We start from the raw sequence: 17,850 nt of genomic DNA on the forward strand, positions 1-17,850 counted from the left end.
GCGCAGTGGGTCATCCCCGCATGGATGCATCCCGGCGCCGGTGGCGCAAGGGCATCCCGGATCCGGCGCCCGGGTGCAAGGCCGAGGCACCGGATCGGTTGACAGGACGCGGCGCGGCGTCCGAACAGCGACGGTCGATGGATACCTCGATGGACGCTCCGCACAGGAAGGCCGCCGTGACCGATCCCCGTGATTTCGTCGGCTACGGCCGCACGCCGCCCCATCCGCACTGGCCGAACGACGCCCGGATCGCCGTTCAGATCGTGCTGAACTACGAGGAGGGGGCCGAGAACTCGATCCTGCACGGGGATGCGGCCTCCGAGGCGTTCCTTTCCGAGATCGTCGGCGCGCAGCCCTGGCCGGGCCAGCGTCACATGAACATGGAATCGCTGTACGAGTACGGCTCCCGCGCCGGGTTCTGGCGCATCTGGCGGCTCCTGCGGGCGCGCGGCGTGCCCGTGACGGTGTTCGCCGTCGCCAACGCCCTGGCTCGGGTGCCCGACATCGCGGCGGCCATGCGCGAGGCGGAGTGGGAGATCGCCTGCCACGGCCTGAAATGGATCGACTATCGCGACTTCACCCGCGCGGCCGAGAAGGCGCACATGGCGGAAGCGATCCGCATCCACGAAGCGGTGACGGGGGAGCGCCCGCGCGGCTGGTACACGGGACGCTCGTCCATCCACACCCTCGACCTCGGCCTGGAGGCGGGCTTTGCCTACCTGTCGGATTCCTACGCGGACGACCTGCCCTACTGGATCGGCACCTCGGACCAGCGCGGCCTCGTGGTGCCCTACACGCTGGACGCCAACGACATGCGCTGCGTGGCCGCGCAGGGCTTCAACACCGCCGCCCACTTCGCGACCTACCTGTGCGACACCTTCGACGCCCTCTACGCCGAGGGCGAGACGGCGCCTAGGATGATGTCGGTGGGCCTGCATTGCCGCCTCGTCGGCCGACCGGGCCGGATCGCCGCGCTCACCCGGTTCCTCGACCATGTCGCGGCCCACGACCGGGTCTGGATCACCCGCCGCATCGACATCGCCGAACATTGGGCCCGGCACCATCCACCGGCGTGATGCCCCGGCTATTCAGATTGGTCTGAGGCAGGGACCGATCGGGCCGTGTCCGGCCCGGGGCCGTTCCGCTCGGCGCGCTCCATCCGGGCCTTGTGCAGGCCGTCGTAGAGTTTCTGCACCTCCTGGATGGTGGTGTGTCCACGGCTCCAGTTGGTCTCGCGGACGTTGACCGGCGTGAAGGCGCTGTGCGAGCGGCCCCCGAAGCCGTTGTAGATCACCGTCTCGGCCGCGCCCGGGCCGGCCGGGTAGTCGATGCGGTAAGACGGGGCGAGCCATTTCCCGGGGCCGCGCTTGCCCGTGATGCCGATGCGCAGATGGGCGTCGCCGTGCCGCTTCTGGCAGAACCGCATGTTGCCGAGCACCCGGCGCAGATACTCGTTGGCATCCTCCAGATCGGCCACCACGTCGGCGATGGTCGCGTCGGGGGGCAGATGGGTCTTCTGAATCATGGATCTCGGGCCTCGTGCGGGCGGGACCATACCGGCGGTGGCGGACGAGGGCCAGGACGGGCGGGTTCGCGCGCCTCCGCGGCCGACCTGCACCGGCGACCTGCGCCTCAGGTCTGTTCAGGGACCTTGCCGGAGGCCAGACGCCGGAGGCGGCCTTTGCGCATTTCGTACTGGAAGATCGACGTCAGGGCCGGCGCGGCATCGGGCTCGGGCGCCGGCAAGGCGAGGGGGGCGACGGGCGGAGCGAGTCTGCGCTGCGTCGGCGCTCCGGCCTCCCGGCGCATGAGGGCGAGCCGGACCACGGTCCAGTCGTGCATCATCGCGGCGGCGGTCTCGGGATCGGTGGCGATCCTGGCGCTCGCCCCGTCGGAGAAGCGCGCCCGCAGGGTGATGGTGGCGTGCAGGGTCCCGCCGAGGGCACCGAGGCCGAGGCCGACGAAGGACGCCGCCAGATCGAAGGGACGGGGCAGGGGCCCCGCCGCGTGCAGGGCCGAACGGAGGCCGACGGCGATCCCGGCCCGGCGCGGGGAAGCGGCGCCGTCCTCGATCACGAGGTCCACGAGATCCTCGACGCCCCGCGTCGCGCCGCCCGGCAGGTGCAGCAGGCCGGTCTCGTAGTCACCCGGTCCCGTCGCATCGGAAAAGCCGAGGCCTGCGCCTTCGAGGATTCGGATCTCGCTCATCATCGCTTTCCGGCGGTCACGCGTCGGCGCCGTCACGGCACCCTACCGCCGCATGTGTCCGAAACAGGGCCGGCGCGTCAGGTGAGGGGAGGGACATGCGTCCCATAGGCCTCGGCCATCCGGTCGATGGCCGCGAGCTTGGTCTGAAGTGCAGACCAGTCGTCGCGCTCGGCGATGGGCGCCCACAGGCCCTCGACCTCTTCGATCAGCATCGTGCAGGGCTCCGGATCGGCGAAATACGGATGCGCCAGGCGGCCCGCATCGAGGGGACGCATCGCCCCCAGGCTCTCCCGGACCGGCGCGAACGCCTCCGAGGCGTAGAGGGCGGCCGACGGGCTCGCCGCCGCCCGAGCCTCCGAGGCCAGGCCGCCGTACCAGTCGAAGAACGTGCGCTCGAACGGAGCTCCGCTGCGCGCGAGGAAGCCCCAGAATGCACCGACGAACCGGTGCACCGCCGCGTCGTCGGTGCGCGCGAGGCCGAGCCGGGCCAGGAGCGCGTCGGCGAAGGCCTCCTGCAGGTTCGGGCCGAACAGCTTGAGGGCGGCTTCGAGCGCTTCCTGCGGTGCGAAGGGCGTGAGGCATTCGGCGAGCCGGCTCACGTTCCAGAACAGGGCCTCCGGCTGTCGGCCGAAGCTGTAGAGGCCCTGGACGTCGAAATAGGCGGCGGTGAAGGCCGGATCGTTGACGGGCGCGAAGCGCCACGGCCCGTAATCGAAGCTCTCGCCGGTGACGTTGATGTTGTCGGTGTTGAGGACCCCGTGGACGAAGCCGGCGGCCATCCACTGCGCGCCCGTGCGCGCCACCCGTCGGCACACGGCCTCGAGAAACGCGACGGTGCGGTCCGGCGTCTCCTCTCGCCAGAGCTCGGGCATGTGGAGGCGGATCGTGTGATCCATCAGCTTCAGGATGTTGTCGGGCTCGTCGAGGGCCAGGAAGCGCTGGAACGAGCCGATGCGGATGTGGCTGTGGCTGAGACGCACGAGAACGGCCGAGCGTGTGGGGGAGGGCTCGTCGCCGCGCTCCAACGCCTCCCCGGTCTCGATGAGGCTGAAGGTCTTGGAGGTGTTCACCCCGAGGGCCTCCAGCATGCCGGTGGCGAGGATCTCGCGCACGCCGCCCTTGAGGGTGAGGCGCCCATCGGCCGTGCGCGACCAGGGCGTGCGCCCGCTGCCCTTGGTGGCGAGATCGAGAAGGCGTCCGTCGCCGAGATCGTAGGCCTGCGCGAACAGGAACCCGCGCCCGTCGCCGAGATCGGGATTGTACGAGCGGAACTGGTGGCCGTGATAGCGCAGGGCGAGGGGCTGCGGGAAACTGCCGGGCAGGGGCTCGAACCGGCCGAGATGGGCGATCCACTCCGCCTCCGTCAGGTCACCGAGGCCGATCCGCTCCGCCCAGGGTTGGTTGCGGTAGCGCAGAATCGTCTGGGGGAAGGCGGCGGGCGCCACGACATCGTAGAACGCCTCGCCGAGTTCGGCGTGGCGCTGCGCGAGGCGCGCTGTGGTGATCGGCATCGAACGTCCTGAGGTTCGGCAACCCCGTTCGATCGGGCGTTGCGGGATGAGAGGTCAATCGCCGACAAGCCCGGGATGATCCCCGGCGGGACGATCCCGGGGGAGGACGATCCCGGGGCAGGGGGCTCCTCACAAACCGACCGGGCTCGGGTATAGGGTGGATCATGGACAACATCATCCGACCGACCTTCGGCCAACCCCGCCGCACCGAGCCCGAGGACGAGAGCCGCGTCGAGGTCCTGACCCAGCGCGTCTACGGCGAGGCCGGGGGCTGCCGAGTCTGCCTCGTTCACGACGAGGGCGCCCCCGAGGGCGACGTCTACAAGGTGGTGGCGGGGCTGCTCATCGACGACGAGGTCAGCACCGTGGCGATCCTGCCGGCGACCCCGGAGGGCGAGGTCGATGCCGAGATCGTCGCCCTGGCGATCCTACGGACCCTCGGAATGATCGAGGCCCGGACCGGCGGCCCGGCCATCGCTTGAGGCGAAAGCCGCCAATCTGACGCTTGCATGCTGCGTCGGCTCCATGCTATCGCCCCTCCACCGGAACGGACCGGGCGCGAAACGATCGGTGCACAGCACGGATCGGATCACAAGACAAACCGTCTTAAGCTCCTGCTTTGGCAGGGCTTTTGGGGGATAGTTTAACGGTAGAACAGTGGACTCTGACTCCTCTAGTCGAGGTTCGAATCCTCGTCCCCCAGCCATCTGGCTTGCTCAGTCGTCATAAATTTTCGGTTCGGGATCCTGCTGCGAAGCGGTTTTGGTTACGGCCATTACCGCCGATAGAAGCTGTGGTTCATTGTGGACTGGAGCGGGGCAGGCGCACCGATTTCGCCCTGTGCGAACGTGTTTTCCACCTGAAAGCGGCGGCATCATACGGCCAAGCGTGCGTCCCGGCCGCGTCCGAGTCACGTCGCATACTCCCGACGTTCGGAAGCCGATGCCCTCCACCGTCGTAAGGCGGTCCGGCTTTGCCTCGCCAGTCTCGCGGGCACGCAGTCCCATCTGCGCCGGACGCAGGCCTTTCAACAGTCGGAAGCCGGTTACGGGGCCTTGAAAGGCGACGCGCTCGATCGTACCGGTCTTGCGGTCGATGAGAACTGAGATCATCGGGCCGAGCCCCCCCCGCTCCGCGAACAGCGTGCCCGGAACCGCCCGATCAAGCGGCGCGGCGGCCGGGCTTCTTCGGTGGCCAGCCGAGCGCGACGAGGCGAGCCTTGGCGTAGTCGCGCACCTCGTCGCGCGTGCCCGGCGGCATCTGGCCGAGGGTTCGTTGCGTCTCCGTGTCGAGCATGAGGTCGGTGACCGCGTCGATGCTGGTCATCTCGTCGATCCGGCGCTTGAGATCGGCCTCGGCCTCGGTGACCTCGTCGAAAGGATCGGGATTGTCGAAATCCTCGTCGATCGCCTGGATCGCAGCGGGGTGACCCTGGCGAAACTCGTCGGCCTCCTCCTCTGAATAGACGAGGCCATGCAGTTCGAGGAGCTTGAGGATCACGCGATCCTTGGCTCGCTTCTCGGCCATGGCGTAAACGTAGCCCGCCTGTTTCCCCGAGACGCGATAATTCACGTTGACCAGGGCCTCGCCGATCGACCACTCGACCCGTTCGGTTCCGGGCTTGGCGCCCGGGAGCCGGCCGGTGACGAGGATCACGGCCTCGTCACGTTCGGCCCGCACCAGGGTGGGCGGGTCGAAGCGGATGCCGGCCTGGGCGGCGATGCGCTCCAGGGTCTTATGGTAGATGACCGCCGTGCCCTGCACGCGCCAGACATTCCCTCCGAAGGGCTCGCCGTAGCGGACGAGGATGTCGGCGATCTGCTTGTCGGCCGTTCTCATGGGACGCGCCTGCCTGCCGCGCACCTCGGAGCGCGCATTCGTTCTTCGTCTGTTTCCTATCTATTGAGCCCCGAGAAAACCGACAAGGTGATGCGTCGGCCGTCCGGGTTGTCTCGACGTCCGTGATTTGCCTGGGTCGGACTTGGTGGCCACGCTCCGAGCAGCCCCCAAGCCCTTCGCGGCACATGTGCGGTGATCGTATCGGAGCAGTCGGAGCGACATCGAGCCAGACTCCTGGACCTCGGCCCCGATGCATCGGCGGTGACAGGCCGACCGGGGCAGGCGGAACGTTGCTCCGGCTCGATTGGCTGCGTAGATAGCCCTTGCGCAAGGAGATGACATGCTGCCGGCTGACAGAACGCTCGTCCTCGTGCGGCATGGGCAAAGCACCGACAACGCGCAGAACCTGTTTTCAGGCTTCCGCAATCCAAGCTTGACGGAACGGGGTGTCGCCGAGGCGAAGGCTGCCGGCCGCAAGCTCAAAGAGCTCGGTTTTCACTTCGATATCGCGTTCACGAGCAAACTGGGGAGGGCGCAACACACCTTGGCTCTCATGTTGGAGCAGTTGGACCAGGGTGATCTCCTTGTTCGCACCGAGGACGCCCTGAACGAGCGGGACTATGGCGAACTCTCGGGGCTGAACAAGGCGGAAGCTCGCAGCCAGTGGAGCCCGGAACAGGTTCACCTCTGGCGCAAATCCTACGATGCCGTTCCTCCGGGTGGTGAAAGCCTTGCCATGACCGCCGCCAGAACGATTCCGTTCTACGAGCGGGCGCTTGCGGTGCGCGTCCAGCAGGGGCAGCGTGTCCTGGTCGTCGCCCATGGCAACTCGCTTCGCTCCATCGTCATGCACCTGGAGAAGATGAGCCCCGAGGCGCTGATGGACTTCAACATCACCACCAGCGAAATCTTGATCTATACCTTTTCGGATATCGGCGGGGTGATCGGGAAGATCTCCGTCGTCGCTCCCTCCGCGCCCGTATAGCCGGGTCCCGGCAGGTGATCGGGGGAGCAGCCTGATCAGCCCCTCCTCGTGCTGCGATCGGTCGGTTCCGGATGCCTCAGGACACCCCCACGCATGATGCCCTTACGCATGACGCCCTCACTGAAGCGAGCCTCCACGTCTTCCTTGCGGCCTTCTACGCGAAGGTGCGGCGCGATCCCCTGATCGGGCCGGTTTTTGCCCGCGTCATTCCCGATGAGGATTGGCCACGCCACCTCACGGTCATCCAGGATTTCTGGTCTTCGGTGCTGCTGAAATCCGGCCGCTACAAGGGCAACCCGTTCGGCAAGCATGGGGCGCTCGGTGACCTGGCCCCCGCCCATTTTGCCCGTTGGCTGGCACTGTTCGAGCAGACGGCCGGGGAAACGTTTTCCGCCGACGTGGCGAGGCTCCTCTCCGAGCGGGCAAACCGGATCGGCGACAGCTTGAAAGCCGGCCTGTTCTTCAGGCCCGCCCCACCGCGGTGAGACCGCCGAGAGTCGTGCAGCCGGGCGCCATCGAGAAGGATCGATCCCCCGGCAGGGCCGTTGGCCTCGCGCAGGCCATCATCGGCTGGATTGCACCCATGATCGCTTGTCGGCCGGCGTTCGGGCAGCAGGCAGCGCGAGAGCCCGATGAAGCGATTTCCAGATTTTCCGCCGGCGGCGTTCGTCAAGGACGACCCGAGCCCCGATTCGCTGTTCTACCGGCAGCCGCGCTTCGTCACGCATATCGATGATGCGGCCATCGCGGCGGTGACGGATCTGTACAGGGATATGGTTCCTGCAGGCGGCGTCCTCCTCGACCTGATGTCGAGTTGGGTCAGCCACCTGCCGAAGGACAGGACTTACGAGCGGATCATCGGCCATGGCTTGAACGCTGCGGAGCTCGCGGCCAACCCTCGCCTGACCGAGCACTTCGTTCAGGATCTCAACGCCGCACCGCACCTCCCTCTGGACACCGCATGCGCCGACGCGGCGTTGATGTGCGCCTCGATTCAGTACCTGCAGCGGCCCATCGATGTCCTGTCCGATGTCGCCCGCGTGTTGCGCCGGGGGGCACCGGTGGTGATCAGCTTCTCGAACCGATGCTTCCCCACAAAGGCTGTCGCGATCTGGGGCGCCCTGGATGCGGCGGGACGTGCAAACCTGGTCGAGCGCTACCTGCAGATTGCGGGCTTCGCGCGCACCCAAGTGCGGGCGGTGATCCCGGACCACGGATTCGGCGACCCGCTGACGGCGGTGATTGGCTGGACCGAAGCCGCGTGACGGGTCCGACACCGGGAACGATCCGGGCACCGCTCGGTGCTCCGGAGGCCGGCGTTCGTCCCGGCTCGGCCTCGCCCGTATCCCGATCGAGCCTGCGTGACGACGTCAGGCGGGAACGGGCGATCGGCCGAACATCTCGCCGGCCGAACGACGCACGCTGTCCGCGTAACGGCTCAGCCTGCGCAGGATGGGCGAGCGCCACAGGCCGTATCCATCGTCGCACAGCGGATCGTTCACCACGGGATTTCCATCGATGCCCACCAGAACGTTGCCGATGTTCGGATCGAGCCCCTGCGGCGACACCGCCCGCAACGCGGCGACGTAGGCTTCGTATCCGGGCCACGCGGCCCTGAACGCTTCGCGGATGCCGTCGAAGCTCGAATGCTCGATGCGGGGCTCGTGGGTCGGCCATTCCACCCTGAACCGGTCGCGGACGCCCTCGTCCAGGGCGACGCCCGGATGGTCCGCGATGACGGCGTGGGCATAGGCCAGCCACCAGGCATCCCGTGCGGGATCGCTCAGCCGTGAGCCCACGGTCATCAGCGCGCCACAGCGACTGACATGCATATCGTGGATACGCGGCGCGTGCGGTCCATCGGAGCCTGCGAACCCCTTGCGAAGCAGGGCCGCGTAATCACCGAACCCGTCGGCCTTGCGAGCGAAGCGCACCACGACGTCCGGGTGGTCCGGATGCGCGTGGACGGTGCCGTGGTACCCGAAACCGATCTCGGACCAGCCCGTGGCGATGAGCGCCGCATAGGCCTCGGCCGCCGACCGTTCGACGATGCCCAGGGCGGCGAGCGAGGGACTGAACGCCTTTTTCTGAGTTCCGAACCCGAACATCGCAGCCACTCCTTCCTGCCGATCGACGAACCGACGCGACACGCCCTCGGCAGCCGCACGGGTGTGGCGTCGAGGAGGGACCGGACGGGCAGGTCCGGCGCGGGTCGAGGCGACCCTGTCGATGTCGGGGGCAGCGTGACGCGCGTGTCACTCCACTGTCACGGAATGACCCGGGTCCCTGAAAAGTTCAATCCCTACGGAAGCGTAAATCGGCCGATGACGGGAATGAGCCGTCTTGACCGACCGTCCGGCGCACGTCGTCCATCCCGGCCAGCAGCGTCCGGGCCAGGATTCCATCCGCTTCGCTCAGGCCGCACTCGGCGACCGGACGGACGTGGCGCCCCGCATGGGCCGGGCCGACCTCGACATCGTCGAGGATGAGGTAGCGCGTGATGTGGTTTCGGGTCGCGTGCTCGGAGATCTCATCACCCCGCCCGGCCTGCTCGGCGGAGCGCATCGCGCCCGTCTCGGCATCCCGGCTCGACGGCAGGATGGCCGTGCGCCAGTCCGGGTGAAAGCAGTTCGCGGGCAGGCCGGCTTCGACCAGGGTCGGGCGACAATCGCCGACGCGCCACGTCGACGAGACCACCACCCTGGCGTCGAACGCCCGCACCAGGGCGGCCACGAGGGCAACCTGAACAGGATTGAGCCTGTCCTTGCCCGCCTGCCGTTGATAGCCGACCGTCGTCACGACGCCATCCACGTCGAGGTAGACCGTCAGCGGTCCGGCCTCCGTCTGTTCGTTCAAGGGGGCAATCCCGTCCCGTGGCAGCAACCCTGCCTGTGCCGCGGACGCCTACCGCGCGGGGCTGCGATCGTCCAGCATCACGCGGCGCCCAGGTAGGCGGCTTCCAGGCCCTTGTCCGCCGCGAGGTCCGCGGCCGAGCCCGCGGCGACGACGCGCCCCTGCTCCAGCACGTAGCCCCGGTCGGCCACCGTGAGGGCCAGCGCCGCCATCTGGTCGACGATGAGGATGGTGGTGCCGCCGCCCCGCAGTTCCGCCACCACGGCGTAGAGGGCGTTGATCATCGCGGGCGCGAGGCCGAGGGACGGCTCGTCGAGGAGGAGGATGCGCGGATGCGCCATCATTCCCCGGGCAATGGCGAGCATCTGCTGCTCGCCGCCCGACAGCAGGCCCGCGCGGCTCGTCGCCCGGTCGCGCAAGCGGGGGAAACGGGTCAGCAAAGCCTCGATCTCGGCCGGATCGATGGGCTCGGCCCGGCCGTGAGCGCCGAGCCGGATGTTCTCCACGACGGTCAATTCCGGAAACACCTGCCGGCCCTCCGGCACCAGGGCGAGGCCGAGGCGGGCGATGCGGTGCGCGGGCAGGCCCGCGACGGCACGGTCCTCCAGCACGATCCCGCCCTCGACCGGGCGCAGGAGGCCGGCGAGCGCCCGCATGGCGGTGGACTTGCCGGCGCCGTTGGCACCCAGAAGCGCCACGGTCTCGCCGGGTCGGACCTCCAGGGACACGCCCGCCAGTACCGGGGCGGCCCCGTAGCCGACGGTGAGGCCATGGGCGGAGAGGACGGCATCCGCCGGGCCGCGCCATGGCGTCGCCCGCGGCCGGGCCGGCGTGTCGGCGGCGCCGAGGTAAGCGCGGATCACCGCCGGGTCGTGCCGGATCGTGCCCGGCGCGCCGCTGGCGATGGGCCGGCCCGCATCCATGACGAGGACGTGGTCGGAGACGCCCATCACCAGGGGCATGTCGTGCTCGACGAGGATGACGGCGACGCCGCAGGCCGCGATCCGGCGCAGCAACCCTCCGAGGCGGTCGGTGTCCGCGCGGGTGAGGCCAGCGGCGGGCTCGTCGAGGAGGAGCACACGGGGCCGGCCGGCCAGCGCCCTGGCGATCTCGACGAGGCGGCGATCGACATGGGGCAGCTCGTCGGCGCGCCGGTCGAGGGCACCGGTATAGCCCGTGAAGGCGAGGAGGCCGGCAGCCATCATTCGGTCGTCGCGGCCGGCCCGGCGCCAGAGCCGGCCGGGGGCGAAGGCGAGGCTCACGTTGTCGAGGACGCCGAGCGAGCCGAACAGCCGCGTGGTCTGATAGGTGCGGGCGATGCCGGCCCGGGCGATCGCCTGGGCGGGTGCCCCCGTGAGGTCGCGGGTCCCGAGGCGGATGGCGCCGGTGCCCGGGCGGTAGAAGCCCGAGACCATATTGAGCACCGTGGTCTTGCCGGCCCCGTTCGGGCCGATGACGCTGGTGACGGCGCCGGGCTGGGCCGTGAACGACACGTCCTCGGCCGCGCGGATACCGCCGAACCGGATGCCGATGCCGTCCACGATGAGGGGCTCGCCGGGACGTTTCCCGAGGAAAGCGGCGAGGAAGCCCGCCGAGTCGGCTTCCTCCGTCGCTCGGGCCTCCGTCCGGCGCGGAAAGACGCGCGCAACACTGCCGACGAGGCCGGCGGGCACGAGCCAGAGCACCACCAGGGTGGCGAAGCCGAAGAACAGCAGCCGGTACTCGGCGAGGCCCGACAGGGTTTCGGGCAGGAGCACGGTGACGAGGGCGCCGAACAGGGGCCCGAGGACCGTGCCGGCGCCGCCGACCACCACGGCGAGGACGAACAGGATCGATTGCGAGAACGGAAACGAGCTCGGGGCGATGAACAGCATCAGGGGTGGGAGTACGGCACCCGCCAGCCCCGTCAGCGCCGCCGAGATGGCGAAGGCCAGGGTCTTCACCCGGACGGGATCGAACCCCAGGGAGGCGGCCGCCACATCGGCGTCGCGCACGGCGCGCATGGCGCGGCCGAGACGGCTGAGGGCGAGGCGGTGGAATCCGTAGAGGGCGGCCCCGGCACCGAGGACGGCGAGGATCGCGAGTTCGCCCTCGGCGAAGGGCACACCGAACAGGCTCGGGCCGCCGGTGACGACGAGGCCGTTCTGACCGCCCGTGAGGGAGCCGCCCTCGATGAGCGCATGCTCGACGATGAAGCCGAACGCGATGGTGACCATGGCGAGATACGGCCCCTTCACGCGCATGGCCGGAATCGCCAGGACGACGCCGACGAGCCCCGAGAGGACCGCCGCCGCCGGCAGTGCCAGCCAGAAGCCGACCCCGGCTCCCGTGAGGACCGCGCTCGCATAGGCGCCGATGGCGTAGAATCCGGCATGGCCGAACGAGATGAGACCGGTCAGGCCGAGGAGCACGTTGAGGCCCACCCCCGCGATGGTGGTCAGGGCCACGAGGGCGAGGACGAAGTGGCTGTAGCCGGCCGTCGCGGTCACGAGGCCGAGGCCCATGGCCGTGAGGGCCAGGATGGCGAGCGGCATCGCCCAGCGTCCGTTCAAATGGCGCATGGGGTCAGACCTTGTTGACGGCGCTGCGACCGAACAACCCGTCCGGCCGCAGCGCCAGGGCCAGGATGATCACCGAGAACACCACGAGTTGGGTGTAGGCGGACCCGAGGGTCGCCGTGACGGTGGCCTCGAGGAGACCGTAGAGCAGCCCCGCCACCACGACCCCCGTGGCCGAGCCGATGCCGCCGAGGATCGCCACGGCGAAGGCCTTGATCCCGAACAGCGCCCCCATCTCGGCCGAGACGGAGAACAGCGGTGCGATGAGGAGGCCCGCCATGCCGGCGAGCACCGCCGAGAGGGCGAAGGCGCAGGCGACCGTCCGGCGCACGTCGATGCCCATGAGGCGGGCCGCATCCGCGTTCTGTGCCACCGCCAGGAGCACCCGGCCGAGGTCGGTCCGGCGGAAGACCGTGCGGATGGCCAGCGCCACCGCCACGCCCAGCACCGGGATCACGAGCTGGAGCGGGTAGATCCCGGCCCCGAAGATCTGCACGGGCGAGACCGCGAGCGGGGAGGGCAGGCTGCGCGGCTCCTTGCCGAAGGTGAACAGCAGGGTGTTGTCGAGGATGATGCCGCCCGCCACGGTGGCGAGGAGCCAGGCGTCGGAGCCGCGCTCGACGAAGGGCCGCACCAGCAGGCGCTCCACCGCCACGCCCAGGAGGGCGCAGCCGACGAGGGCCAGGGGGATGGCGAGCGGCATCAGCCAGCCGAGGGTGACGCCGAGCCAGTAACCCAGGACGGCGCCGAGGGTCACGGCCGACCCTTGCGCGAAGTTGACGGTGCCCGACACCGCGTAGGTGATGTGGAAGCCCAGCGCGATCAGCCCGTACATGGCGCCGAGGCCGAGGCCGGTGACGAGGGTTCCGGTCAACATCCCAGATCTTCAGTTCGTCACGGCGACGATCTCGCCATTCTGGAAGCGGGTGAAGACATAGTCCTGCGGGCCGAGGGCGTCGTGCTGGCCGGGCGCGAATGGCTTGTCGTAGGCTTTGATCAGGCCTGGATAGACGCCGACTTTGTAGAAGCCGTCGCGGACTTCAGGTCCTTTTGTGGAGCCGGCGGCCTTGATCGCCAGGGCGAGCAGGTGCGTGGCGTCGTACGCGTTGGCGATGCCCACTGCCGGGGTCACGTCGGCCATGGACTTGATCGCCGGATACTTCTTCTTGAGGGCGTCGAGGACGGCCAGGGCCTTGGGGGCGGTGTTGCCCGCGAAGGTGAAGGTCTGGATGAAGTGGACCTTTCCGGCGTTCGGCCCGGCGAGTTCGTCGAAGCGCCCGCCCGCCGGGCCCCAATGGGAGACCACCGGCACCGTCCAGCCCATCCGGTCGAGGGATTTCACAACCTGGGCCGAGGGACCGACATTGCCGACGAGGAACAGGGTGTCGGCGCCGGCCTCCTTCAAGCGGGTGAGCTGAGGCACCATGTCGACATCGGCGGCCTCGTACTTCTCGATGCCGGCGCCGGGCAGGTTCGCCGCCTTGAGAGCCGCCGTCAGCCCCTGCTGGTTCGACTCGCCCCAGGCGTTGTTGACGAGGATCATGCCGGGCTTCTTCGCGCCGTGGGTCTTCACCGCGTAGGCGACGAGGGCCTCGTCCACGAGGGCGTCCACGGCGGAGACCCGGAAGGCGTAGTTGTCGGCCGCCCCGTTGCGGGTGATGCCGGTACCGGCGGCCCAGGGGCCGAGGAACGGCACCTTCATCTGGTTGGCGATGGGCACCACCGCCATGGAAACGGGCGTGTCGAGCCCGCCCACGAGGGCGACGACGCCGACGCGCTGGATGAGTTCGCGGGCGGCGAGCACGCCCTTCGACGGGTTGGCCTCGTCGTCCCGTGCCACGAGCTCGAGGGGCCGGCCGAGGACGCCACCGTTGGCATTGATCTCGTCGATGGCGAGCCCGATGCCGCGCGAGATCGCCTCGCCGGATTTCGCCGACTGGCCGCTCAGCGCCGTGACGAGACCGATGCGGATCGGCTCCTCGGCAAGCGCGGTGCTGGAGAGGCCGAGCAGCAGGGCCGCACCGAGGGCCACGCGACGGGTCGGGGACGGGCTGGTGCGCATGATCGGGTCTCCGGCAGAATATCCGGAAGCTCCGCAACACCCGTGCCAGACGTCAAGTCTTTGTGTTAATATGATAAATTAGACCATCGAGACAGGCTCTGCCTCGAACTACGCCAAAGTGCATACACTTTTTGCATGCACTTTGGCGTAGTCCTCGCAAGGATGGGGGAAACCGGAGGAGAACCAACGATGACGACGGATGCAGTGGAACCAGCCGGGGACGACGGAACGGACACGACGGCGCAGGACTCCGCCATCGTCACCGCCTACCTCGAAGCCTCGATGGTGCCCGACCCGGATCGGGCGGCGACCTACATGGCGCCCGGCATCGAGATCGTGTTCACGGGCGCACGGCGCTTCCGTCATCCCCGCGAGGTCACGGCCTTCAACGCGGGCCGCTACGCCTGGGTGAAGAAGCGCATGGAGCGCCTCGATGTGGTTCCGGGGGATGGGTTCACGGCGGTCTACAGCCTCGGCACCCTCTACGGCGCCTGGCCCGACGGGACGCCGTTCGAGGGCAACCGCTACGTCGACCGCTTCACCGTGCGGGACGGAGTGATCGTCACCATGGAGGTGTGGAACGACAGTGCCGAGCGGCTCCTGACGATGCACGACATCACGGCCTGATCACCCCAGCGCCTCGGCGTAGGGCGCGAGCCGCCTGAGGAGATCGCGGTCGCGGGGCGGGGTGGCGACGATGCGCGCCCGCTCGGCCACGGCGTCGAGGTGGTGATCCATCAGGGCGGTCGCGCGCGACGCGTCGCCCGAAACCAGGGCGGTGATGAGGGCGCGATGCTCGGCCACGGCGCATTCGGCCGAGTGGGGCCGGCTGTAGAGCGAGAGGATGAGGGCGCAGCGGTAGCCAAGCTCGCCGACGTAGCGCTCCAGCACAGGGCTGCCGGTCATCTGGGCGAGGAGCAGGTGGAACTCCGTCGCGAGGCGGATGGAGCCCGGTTCGCCACCGCGCTGGGCAGCCTCCTCGCAGTCGACATGGGCCTGCAGGGCGGCTTCCTGCCCGGCATCGAGGCGGCCGGCAAGGCGGGCGACCACGAGGCGCTCCAGGCCGATGCGGATATCGAAGGTGTCGCGCGCCTCCTCCCAACTCGGCGTCGCCACGACGGCGATGCGGTTTCGGCGCAGCTCCACCAGGCCCTCGCCGGCGAGTTGCCCCAGGGCCTGGCGGGCGATGGTCCGGCTGACGCCGAACCGCTCGCCCAAGGCATCCTCCGGCAACCGGTCGCCGGGGGCCACCGCCCGCTCGACGATGGCGCGCCGCAGGGCACGGCAGATCGCCCCGACCCGGTCCGTGGCCCCCTGCTGCGTCGTGTCGATTGCCGCGTCCCGTCCACCCGCCATGCCGCGTCCGTTCATCCCATCGGTCTCGTTTGGTTTCACTGTGCGTCGCGCCAAGCACGAGCGAGACCATGGTGGTCGTGATGGAAGGCCAAGCCGCGGCAGCCCCACCGTCCGGTGCAGTTCGATGGGCCCGACGCGTCCCCAGTCACCAAGATGGCGAATGTGCCAGGGAGCACGCGACGGCGTCCATGGAGTGGAATGATGCCCCCCTCCCGCGGAGGCGGTGTTACGGCTCCGTCCGATCCCGATGCCGGATCGGCCCCGTGCCGACGATCCACCGACGCCGAAACGCGAGCATGTTCCATCTGATCTTTGGTCTGCCCTGCCTCTACGTCATCGCTCGCGTGCTCTGGCCGTTGCCGTGGCCCTTCGCGGTGAAGGCTGGCGTCGCGGTTATTCTGCTGGTGGCCTCGCAGTACCACCTGTGGAGCCGCCTCTCGTCCGGTTCGGTCTTCTCACCCGAGTTCCCGCGCGCCCTGGTGATCGTGTTCAATTGGGCTTTCGGCGCCATCGTCCTCCTGGCGGCGATGCAGCTGGCGCTCGACGGCGTGGCTTTGATCGCAAGGCTCGTGTCCGAAAGCAGCGGAGCGATTCCCGCGGGGTGGCGGTACGGCGCGGCGGCGCTGGCCATGCTGTTGGCGGCGGTCGCGGTGCGGCAGGCCGTCAGAGTGCCGCCGCTCAAGGACGTCACCGTGGAGATCGAGAACCTTCCGGCGCGCTTCGACGGCTACACCCTTCTGCAGCTTACGGACCTGCATCTCAGCCGCCTGTTCCCGGCTGCGTGGGCACGGAAGGTCGTGGCGCGATCCAACGCGCTGGGGGTCGACCTCATCGTCGTCACCGGTGATTTGATCGACGGGTCCCTCGCGGCGCGGCGCACCGACGTCGCGCCGTTGCGCGGTCTCCGGGCGCCGGATGGAGTCTGGGTGATCCCCGGCAACCACGAGTATTTCTTCGAGTACGCGGCGTGGATGCACCATTATGCCGAGTTGGGAATGGGTCTGCTTGCGAACCGGCACACGGTTCTGAAGCGTGGCGACGAAGCCCTGGTTCTGGCCGGGGTGACCGACCTGTCGGCCTCGCATTCGGGTCAGCCGCCGCACGACCTCGACGCCGCGTTGGCCGGTGCGCCTTCGGGTGCGCCCATCGTTCTCCTCGACCATCAACCCAGGGAGGCGAGGCAAGCGGCCTCCAAGGGCGTGGCGTTGCAGCTGTCCGGCCATACGCATGGAGGAATGATCGCGGGCCTCGACAATCTGGTCGCGAGGGCCAACGGCGGCTTCGTCTCGGGCGCGTACGCGGTCGGCGCCATGACGCTCTACGTCAACAACGGCACGGGGCTCTGGCCGGGCTTCGCGCTCCGGTTGGGGGCATCGTCCGAGCTGACGCGCATCACGCTGCGGGCCAAGCCGCGCCCTTAACCGACCAGTACGACGGCCTTGCCCTCGTAGAGCCGCTTGTCGATCTCGCCGACGATGAAGTGCGCCACATCGGCCCGGGCGATCAAGCCGTTGCGCCACGAGGACGGGTCGGACAAGACCGTGTAGCGGCCCGTCGCCGAACCGGGCGTGAGGACGCCCGGCCTGACGAACGTCCAGTCGAGGCCGCTCCGACGGATGCGCATTTCCTGGGCGTCCTTGTCGTCGTAGGCCCGTCCGAAGACGAGGCGGAACGGGATGCGCTGAAGGAGGCCGATCGCCTCACGGCTGTCGCCGGCGCCGAAGCCGGTGACGGCGATGATCCGGCGGACACCCGCCCTTTCCATCGCGGGAACCAGCACGTTGGTCGCGTCGGAGAACAGAGTCACGGGACCGAGCAGGTTCCGTGTCGGAACACCGAGCGCCTGGACGACGACATCGACACCGTCGAGGGCTGAGGCGACGTCGTCGGCATTCAGGGCATCCCCGGGGAAGCGCTCCAGGCCTTCCCCCGAGGCGGCCATACCCGCGGCGGACCGGGCAAACGCCCGCACACGATGCCCCGCGACCAAGGCCGCCTTGACTGTTTCCAGACCGATACCTTTGCTGGCGCCGATGACGAGGACGTTGGCCATGGTGTTCCCGACGATGGAGGTGGCGGCGGAGCATGCGGGATCACGGGATCGCGCTGACCGCACTCCTGACCGTCATATGTCCTCACCGAGCGAAAAGGCGATGGAAGGCCCCAGCAGTCGGCAACCGGACTGATCCTGGACCGAGACGGCGGGCCATGCCGCTCGTTCACCGCGTTTGGGAGCAGGCAATCCACTCGAGTACAGCCGAGTTCCGCTTCCGCTGCCCGCGCACGGCGGGCCTGCGATGCGACAGCTCGCGATCGAGGTGTCGAACGGCCTATGGACGCCAGACCGGATCGAAGGTTCAGATTGCTTACGACGGGCTCCTTGGCACAGCGAAAAGCCCCCGACCGTGAGGTTGGGGGCTTTTGGTTTGTTGTTGTGATGTTGGTTGCGGGGACAGGATTTGAACCTGTGACCTTCAG

At 68.9% G+C, this 17,850-nt stretch carries 17 protein-coding genes, 1 tRNA gene and 1 pseudogene; 8 read left to right on the forward strand and 11 right to left on the reverse strand.

Annotated elements, in window-relative coordinates:
• Window positions 1–176: 176 nt before the first annotated feature.
• Window positions 177–1,055: pseudogene (gene puuE, locus ASF27_RS10850) on the forward strand (allantoinase PuuE); the annotation flags it as partial.
• Between the two features lie 29 nt (window positions 1,056–1,084).
• On the opposite strand, the gene ASF27_RS10855 reads toward puuE, so the two are convergent.
• From ASF27_RS10855 to ASF27_RS10865, 3 genes are all read right to left on the reverse strand, one after another.
• Window positions 1,085–1,525: a hypothetical protein gene (locus tag ASF27_RS10855; protein ID WP_200918793.1), complete on the reverse strand. Its 441-nt coding sequence runs from the start codon at window positions 1,523–1,525 to the stop codon at window positions 1,085–1,087.
• A 107-nt stretch (window positions 1,526–1,632) separates the two neighbouring features.
• A complete protein-coding gene (locus ASF27_RS10860) occupies window positions 1,633–2,208 on the reverse strand; it encodes a hypothetical protein (protein WP_156467503.1) in 576 nt (191 codons plus the stop codon).
• Between the two features lie 77 nt (window positions 2,209–2,285).
• Window positions 2,286–3,719: a protein adenylyltransferase SelO gene (locus ASF27_RS10865; protein ID WP_082479003.1), complete on the reverse strand. Its 1,434-nt coding sequence runs from the start codon at window positions 3,717–3,719 to the stop codon at window positions 2,286–2,288.
• Between the two features lie 164 nt (window positions 3,720–3,883).
• Here ASF27_RS10865 and ASF27_RS10870 point away from each other — a divergent pair, with 164 nt between their 5' ends.
• Window positions 3,884–4,201: a hypothetical protein gene (locus tag ASF27_RS10870; protein WP_056171202.1), complete on the forward strand. Its 318-nt coding sequence runs from the start codon at window positions 3,884–3,886 to the stop codon at window positions 4,199–4,201.
• Between the two features lie 150 nt (window positions 4,202–4,351).
• Window positions 4,352–4,425, forward strand: a tRNA-Gln gene (locus ASF27_RS10875).
• A gap of 455 nt (window positions 4,426–4,880) precedes the next feature.
• Here the strand turns inward: ASF27_RS10875 and ASF27_RS10880 are convergent.
• Entirely contained in the window at window positions 4,881–5,558 is a 678-nt protein-coding gene (locus ASF27_RS10880; RefSeq protein WP_056171206.1) for a hypothetical protein, read from the reverse strand.
• A 340-nt stretch (window positions 5,559–5,898) separates the two neighbouring features.
• On the opposite strand from ASF27_RS10880, the gene ASF27_RS10885 reads away from it, so the two are divergent.
• The 3 genes from ASF27_RS10885 to ASF27_RS10895 all read left to right on the forward strand — a co-directional run bounded on the left by ASF27_RS10885 (window position 5,899) and on the right by ASF27_RS10895 (window position 7,808).
• Window positions 5,899–6,543, forward strand: a complete 645-nt coding sequence (locus ASF27_RS10885; RefSeq protein ID WP_056360000.1) for a 2,3-bisphosphoglycerate-dependent phosphoglycerate mutase — start codon at window positions 5,899–5,901, stop codon at window positions 6,541–6,543.
• Window positions 6,544–6,614: 71 nt separating this feature from the next.
• Window positions 6,615–7,028, forward strand: coding sequence for a group III truncated hemoglobin (locus ASF27_RS10890; protein ID WP_056304793.1), 414 nt, complete (start codon window positions 6,615–6,617; stop codon window positions 7,026–7,028).
• Between the two features lie 147 nt (window positions 7,029–7,175).
• Window positions 7,176–7,808 carry a methyltransferase domain-containing protein gene (locus tag ASF27_RS10895; protein ID WP_056360003.1) on the forward strand — a complete coding sequence of 211 codons (633 nt, stop codon included), beginning with the start codon at window positions 7,176–7,178 and terminating at the stop codon, window positions 7,806–7,808.
• 105 nt (window positions 7,809–7,913) lie between these two features.
• Here ASF27_RS10895 and ASF27_RS10900 read toward each other — a convergent pair whose 3' ends face one another.
• The 5 genes from ASF27_RS10900 to ASF27_RS10920 form a co-directional block, all read right to left on the reverse strand.
• Window positions 7,914–8,651, reverse strand: a complete 738-nt coding sequence (locus tag ASF27_RS10900) for a hypothetical protein (protein ID WP_056360005.1) — start codon at window positions 8,649–8,651, stop codon at window positions 7,914–7,916.
• A 187-nt stretch (window positions 8,652–8,838) separates the two neighbouring features.
• A complete protein-coding gene (locus ASF27_RS10905; protein WP_056360008.1) occupies window positions 8,839–9,399 on the reverse strand; it encodes an HAD domain-containing protein in 561 nt (186 codons plus the stop codon).
• A 77-nt stretch (window positions 9,400–9,476) separates the two neighbouring features.
• Window positions 9,477–11,957 carry a branched-chain amino acid ABC transporter ATP-binding protein/permease gene (locus ASF27_RS10910; RefSeq protein WP_056360011.1) on the reverse strand — a complete coding sequence of 827 codons (2,481 nt, stop codon included), beginning with the start codon at window positions 11,955–11,957 and terminating at the stop codon, window positions 9,477–9,479.
• Between the two features lie 4 nt (window positions 11,958–11,961).
• Entirely contained in the window at window positions 11,962–12,831 is an 870-nt protein-coding gene (locus tag ASF27_RS10915; RefSeq protein WP_056360014.1) for a branched-chain amino acid ABC transporter permease, read from the reverse strand.
• A 9-nt stretch (window positions 12,832–12,840) separates the two neighbouring features.
• On the reverse strand, window positions 12,841–14,016 hold the full coding sequence (locus ASF27_RS10920) for an ABC transporter substrate-binding protein (RefSeq protein WP_056360017.1): 1,176 nt from the start codon (window positions 14,014–14,016) through the stop codon (window positions 12,841–12,843).
• A gap of 189 nt (window positions 14,017–14,205) precedes the next feature.
• Between ASF27_RS10920 and ASF27_RS10925 the strand changes: the two genes are divergently transcribed.
• Window positions 14,206–14,643, forward strand: a complete 438-nt coding sequence (locus ASF27_RS10925; RefSeq protein ID WP_056360020.1) for a nuclear transport factor 2 family protein — start codon at window positions 14,206–14,208, stop codon at window positions 14,641–14,643.
• Here ASF27_RS10925 and ASF27_RS10930 read toward each other — a convergent pair whose 3' ends face one another.
• Complete coding sequence (locus ASF27_RS10930) at window positions 14,644–15,372, reverse strand: GntR family transcriptional regulator (RefSeq protein ID WP_056265451.1); 729 nt, start codon at window positions 15,370–15,372, stop codon at window positions 14,644–14,646. It lies immediately after the preceding gene.
• A gap of 296 nt (window positions 15,373–15,668) precedes the next feature.
• Between ASF27_RS10930 and ASF27_RS10935 the strand changes: the two genes are divergently transcribed.
• Window positions 15,669–16,793 carry a metallophosphoesterase gene (locus ASF27_RS10935; RefSeq protein ID WP_056171224.1) on the forward strand — a complete coding sequence of 375 codons (1,125 nt, stop codon included), beginning with the start codon at window positions 15,669–15,671 and terminating at the stop codon, window positions 16,791–16,793.
• Here the strand turns inward: ASF27_RS10935 and ASF27_RS10940 are convergent.
• Window positions 16,790–17,425: an NAD(P)H-binding protein gene (locus ASF27_RS10940; protein ID WP_056171226.1), complete on the reverse strand. Its 636-nt coding sequence runs from the start codon at window positions 17,423–17,425 to the stop codon at window positions 16,790–16,792. The genes ASF27_RS10935 and ASF27_RS10940 overlap by 4 nt on opposite strands.
• Between the last annotated feature and the right edge of the window lie 425 nt (window positions 17,426–17,850).

The organism is Methylobacterium sp. Leaf102 (assembly GCF_001422425.1).
In the GTDB taxonomy this organism is placed as follows: Bacteria; Pseudomonadota; Alphaproteobacteria; order Rhizobiales; family Beijerinckiaceae; genus Methylobacterium.